The following is a 5,323-nucleotide window of genomic DNA, read 5'->3' on the forward strand; positions in this document are numbered from 1 at the left end:
CTTCCTTAGCATCATGATCTTCTAAAACAATTTTACCTCCTGTAGCTATCGGATAATAAAACTGTGTTATTTGATAATTAGAAGGCAAAAATAATTTTTTGTATCTAATATCTTTGAAATTGGTTTTGTTTATATTGTTTTGTGTAATACAATACTAGTATATTCAGCTTTTATTATTCTGCTTTTTAAAGTTATGTGTGTCTATATTATTATAACACGTATAAGTATGTCTCTGTGTTCTTGATTTAATTATGTAGTGTTATAATGTTGTTTATTGCTCTTTTTTGTGTATGAATGTTGTAGTGTCCATAGTTTTTTATTAATTTTTGTATTTTATAGCTTTTTGCTAGTATGTGATGTGCTTTGTTGTTCTCTGTCTTCCTGTTTTTGCCGTTCTAACATTGCAGTGTAGTTTTGTTGTTGTTCAGCTGTATTTGGCTGTCTTGTTACTCCTTCTTGAAATGGACTATGTACAGTTCCTTCTTTGTCTTTATCTTCTGTAACTAAAGAAAACAAACTTTTTCCAGCAGTAGCTATCAGCAATATTGGTATAAGTGGTGGTATGAACCCTTCCAACCCTACTGCGAGAGCTCCTAGTACGAAATAGTAGGAGTTAAATGGGTTTATTAGTACTTGAATTAGCTTTTCATCCATAGATGCTATATGTTGTTTGCCTTCTGGTTTATCAGCTCCAAATTTTTTCTTTAGAGATTCGATTGGATTTGCAATATCTATTCCTGTCATCTCTTCTGCTGTCTCACGTACCTGTTCCATTGAGAAGCCTTTGGTTTCATTGACATATGTTGCTACAGCATCTTGCCTCTGCTTTTGTTCTTGTTCTGTTAGATCTGTTTTTAAATGTGAGCAAGATATTATTATTTCAATCAATTCTTTAAAATCATTATCATCCATATCTTGTATAAGGCTGTTAATTTCACTTAGTAGTGAAATCTTATACATTCCTTTCAGTATCATGTTTTTTCTGTCATATCCTAAAGGACTTAGGCAATTGTTTAATATTTTTACTTTTCTACCTAGTTGGCCAGTCAGGTGTTGCTCAATCATGTGACTAGTTTTATAGTCAGCATAAGATGATGCCTTGTAAAAGACCTCTGGACTTGCGATATGTTTTTGAATTTCTTCAGGTGTTTTGTTATCATTAGCTAATTTCTGTTCTTCTGCGGTTACGTATTCACGTAACAATTGACGCCTATGGTTCTCTAATGCTGTATTTGTACTATTCATTATCTCTAGCAGGTGTTCTGCAGATAATGTGTTATCCTTGGAATATATTGTTTTTAAATCTTGTTTGGGATAGAACATTTTTTTAAAAAATTAACTTATTGATGATGCATAATTATACATAAAGATTTTTATGCAATCAATAAGCATGTTATGTTGATGTTTTGTGTAATGCTACCACAATTGAAATATATTAAAATTATTGAATATACTCATTAATAGTTTGATAGTAATAAGGTGTATTATGTCATTTAAAAATGAGTGTAATATATTTATATTTGCTAATAATATGTTTGGGTTGTTTTCATTAACTTTAAATATGAGCTGCTCTTGGTTTTAAGCCTTGTTTGAAATAGAACATCTTTAGAAATTATTAATAACCTATAGTTGTACATGGAGATCTTTATCTGATCAATAAACATGTTATGTTTTATGTAATACTGTATTAAATTTAAATATATTAAAATTATAGGATGTATTCATTAATAATTTTATAGTAATAAAATCTATATTGTATAATTGAGCGATCAATTCTCTTGTAACTTAGTTGTTTATTTAGAGTTTTTATATTAATTTGATTATTGTCATTATAAATGTGATTTATTAGGAGTACATTATTAGTAATTTTCTATTTATATAGTATATAAGATTGAATATTGTTATGTGTTTTTTAATCAGTTTATTATTGTGAGAAAGTTAAAAATAGGATTATTAGGTGGATCTTTTAACCCCCCACATTATGGTCATTTATATATCACTCAAGAGGCTATTAAAAGATTAGATTTGGATTGTGTGTGGTGGCTAGTTGTATCGCATAATCCTTTGAAATTTGATGGTGGGTATAGTATTGAAGATAGAGTAACTTTATCATTGAAATTAGTTGCTGGTTGTCCAAGAATACGTGTTATTAAAATGACAGAGTGTTACAGTTACAATGTTGTAACAAGGTTATGTAAAAAATTTGTGAATATTAAATTTGTGTGGTTAATGGGAGATGACAACCTTTTTTCTTTTCATTGTTGGTATAGATGGAAAACTTTTTGTAAACTGTTACCAATTGTTGTGTTTGAACGTAGTAAGAACATATATCGGTGTTTAGGTACTCCCTTTGTTAGTTACATGAGGAATGCGTATTGTACTGATTTTCAGTTGTTGTTAAATTGTAAATATGGATGGATGCTTATTAGGTTAATGCCGTGTAATATTTCGTCTTCTCAAATTAGAGGATATACTTTAAATAAAATATAGTATTTGTATCAAATTGGTAATATAAATATTATTTTAATCTTAGATGTATGAGAGGTTCTTATGTCAAGTATTGCCTTAGGGGTTAATATTGATCATATTGCAACATTGCGCAATGCAAGGAATGTTGATTATCCATGTATTATTGAAATAGCAAATATAGCGGTAAGTAATGGTGCGGATTTTATAACTGTTCATTTAAGAGAGGATCGCAGACATATCATAGATGATGATGTTTTTAGATTAAAAAAGAGTTTAAAGGTTCCATTGAACTTAGAAATTGCTGCAACTGATGAGATGTTGTCAATAGCAATGGAAGTAAAACCAGAATGTGTTTGCCTGGTTCCTGAAAAAAGACAAGAACTTACAACTGAAGGTGGACTAGATGTGGGGAGTATCTTTTCTTATCTAGTATCATTTATTGAAAAATTACACTCTTATGATATAGGTGTTACGTTATTTATTGAGCCTGATATATCTCAAATTGATCTTGCAAAGAAATTGCATGCAGATAACGTAGAATTACATACTGGTAAATATTGTAATAACGCTACACAAAATGAACTGTCTAAAATAATAAAAGCTGCTGAACACTGCTATCAACAAAACATAGCTTGCCATGCTGGACATGGCTTGAATTATCAAAGTGCTGCTACTATAGCAAAAGTACCATATATATCAGCACTTAACATAGGGCATTTTTTAATTTGTGAAGCTGTACTACATGGTATCGGTAAATCCATTTATAAAATGAAGCAGGTCATTACCAGCACACATTAATTATCTAGAGAGTTAATAGCATTTGATAATTTCTTGCTTGATCTGAACCTTACCCTTTTTTTAGGAGCTAGTGTTTCTAACTTTCCAGTTTTAGGGTTATGATATTTTTTCTCTGCACATTGAATAACATGTAATGTTCCAACATTGTGTAATCTAATTAAATGAGAATTCTCTAATGCATTTTGTATACTTAGCATTACTAGATCATAAGCTTGGCTTGATACCTTTTTTGTTAATCCTAGCTCTCCCATAAGTGTTCTCACTACCATATCCTTACTCATAACTTAAACTCCTAATTTTACATAACTGAACAAGATTTAGGATATTAGGTTAGTTCGTATAGTCAACTAAATTTATTGTTATTACTTAAAGCATTATTAATTAATCTGCAATTTTAAGTAGGTAGTAAGGTTTTTTATAAATTTTTTTAATAAATTTATTATTATATTATTAGAAATACAAAATTTAATAAGTATTTTATCATCACAGAAACCAAACAATTTTTTTCAGTGCTTTTGATGATTATTTATTTTTGACTTCTGTGTTTTAGTATACTAGTGTTGTGTTAAATTTCAAAACTTTAATTCTAATGTCTTGGGTTGTTAAAAAATTGACTCTAATTTATATCAAATAAATCATAATGTTGACCAAGTTTAACATTACTGATTTTTTATCTAATTGGAATTTTTTTGCGTAAGATATTAAGTGTTGTATTTGAAGTGATTTTAATAGTAATTTATCAACATCAACTTTTTTGTTTTTTATATTGTCAATTAGAGTATTATGACTACTTAAGCTTGTTGTTATACCTAATATTTCTTTTGCTAAGTTTGATACTATGGTAAGTAGTATGTATTCTATTTTATAAAAACTAATGTCAGTTGTTATTATATTCTCTATTATTTTACTATCATATTGGTTGGTAAGTATTGATATGAGACTTTCATATAGTGCAATTTCTTTTTCAATATGCTGATCTACCATTCCTGGAGTTCCTGGGTAAATATGACTTACTTTTTCATAGTCTAAATGTGGAAAGTTGTTTTTAATTACTTGTTGTGTTTGTTGTGGATCAAGATCTAATAATCCTAATGTGAAACATCTTGATCTTATGACTACTGGTACTTCATGTAAATTATGGCTAATTAGGATTATGATAGAATTTTTTGGTGTTTCTTCTAGGATTTTAAGCATTGCATTAATGGCATTAATAGTTAAGCTATCTATACTGTCTATTATTACTATTCTATATTTGAATCTTGCTGTGGTTAAATAAAGGAAGTTTTTTATATTTCTAATTTTTTCTATGCCTATTATCTCTTCATTGTCATTAACTATTAGGAGATCAGGATTGCAGTAATTTGAGTTTGGTGATTGAGTGAGGTATTGAGCAAAATGATATGCTAGTGTTGCTTTCCCAATACCTTTGTTACCATAGATTAGCCATGATTGTATATGAGTGTTATGTGTAAGTGTATTTTTTGCTAATGTATGTCCTATAATTTTATTCATATTTAAAAATTGAGATATATTAATGTAAATTTAGTAGCATCACTCAAACTAATATATTAGCCTTTAGTTAGAATGTTGATCAGTATGACTTGGATATTTTTTTTTGTAAATACTGATTTTGTTACTCTACAATATTAACTTATTATAGTCATGTTATTTTGTAAGTATAAAATTGTTTGTAGTTGTTGTTATGTAATGTTAAGAATATGATATGCTGTTTGTTAACGTTGTAATAATAGTATTATTTGTTAATTGAACTTTCGAATTATATATAAAACATGCTTTTATACCACAAATGTGAGGTTGTGTAATCAGTGTGAAATTGTTTGTAGTTATTGTTATGTAATGTTAAGAGTATGATATGCTGTTTGTTAACGTTGTAATAATAGTATTAATCGCTAATTGAACTTTCGAAATATATATAAAACATGCTTTTATACCACAAATGTGAGGTTGTGTAATCGGTGTGAAATTGTTTGTAGTTATTGTTATGTAATGTTAAGAGTATGATATGCTGTTTGTTAACGTTGTAATAATAGTATTA

The 5,323-nt window shown here is 28.3% G+C and carries 5 protein-coding genes; 2 read left to right on the forward strand and 3 right to left on the reverse strand.

Translation table 11 applies throughout. The features are described from left to right. Positions 1-333 precede the first annotated feature (333 nt). On the reverse strand, positions 334-1,323 hold the full coding sequence (locus DRF75_RS04850) for a hypothetical protein (RefSeq protein WP_129992765.1): 990 nt from the start codon (positions 1,321-1,323) through the stop codon (positions 334-336). Positions 1,324-1,929: 606 nt separating this feature from the next. On the opposite strand from DRF75_RS04850, the gene DRF75_RS04855 reads away from it, so the two are divergent. Continuing rightward, entirely contained in the window at positions 1,930-2,490 is a 561-nt protein-coding gene (locus DRF75_RS04855; protein ID WP_235424699.1) for an adenylyltransferase/cytidyltransferase family protein, read from the forward strand. Positions 2,491-2,550: 60 nt separating this feature from the next. Beyond that, positions 2,551-3,267: a pyridoxine 5'-phosphate synthase gene (locus DRF75_RS04860; RefSeq protein WP_129992766.1), complete on the forward strand. Its 717-nt coding sequence runs from the start codon at positions 2,551-2,553 to the stop codon at positions 3,265-3,267. Here the strand turns inward: DRF75_RS04860 and DRF75_RS04865 are convergent. Together DRF75_RS04865 and DRF75_RS04870 are read right to left on the reverse strand one after the other, a co-directional pair. Beyond that, positions 3,264-3,548 carry an HU family DNA-binding protein gene (locus tag DRF75_RS04865; protein ID WP_011304399.1) on the reverse strand — a complete coding sequence of 95 codons (285 nt, stop codon included), beginning with the start codon at positions 3,546-3,548 and terminating at the stop codon, positions 3,264-3,266. The two genes, DRF75_RS04860 and DRF75_RS04865, sit on opposite strands and share 4 nt — an antisense overlap. 340 nt (positions 3,549-3,888) lie before the next feature. Next, positions 3,889-4,779: an AAA family ATPase gene (locus tag DRF75_RS04870; protein ID WP_045170632.1), complete on the reverse strand. Its 891-nt coding sequence runs from the start codon at positions 4,777-4,779 to the stop codon at positions 3,889-3,891. Positions 4,780-5,323: the final 544 nt, after the last annotated feature.

Origin of the sequence: Ehrlichia minasensis, assembly GCF_004181775.1 — a bacterium.
Taxonomy (GTDB): Bacteria; Pseudomonadota; Alphaproteobacteria; order Rickettsiales; family Anaplasmataceae; genus Ehrlichia; species Ehrlichia minasensis.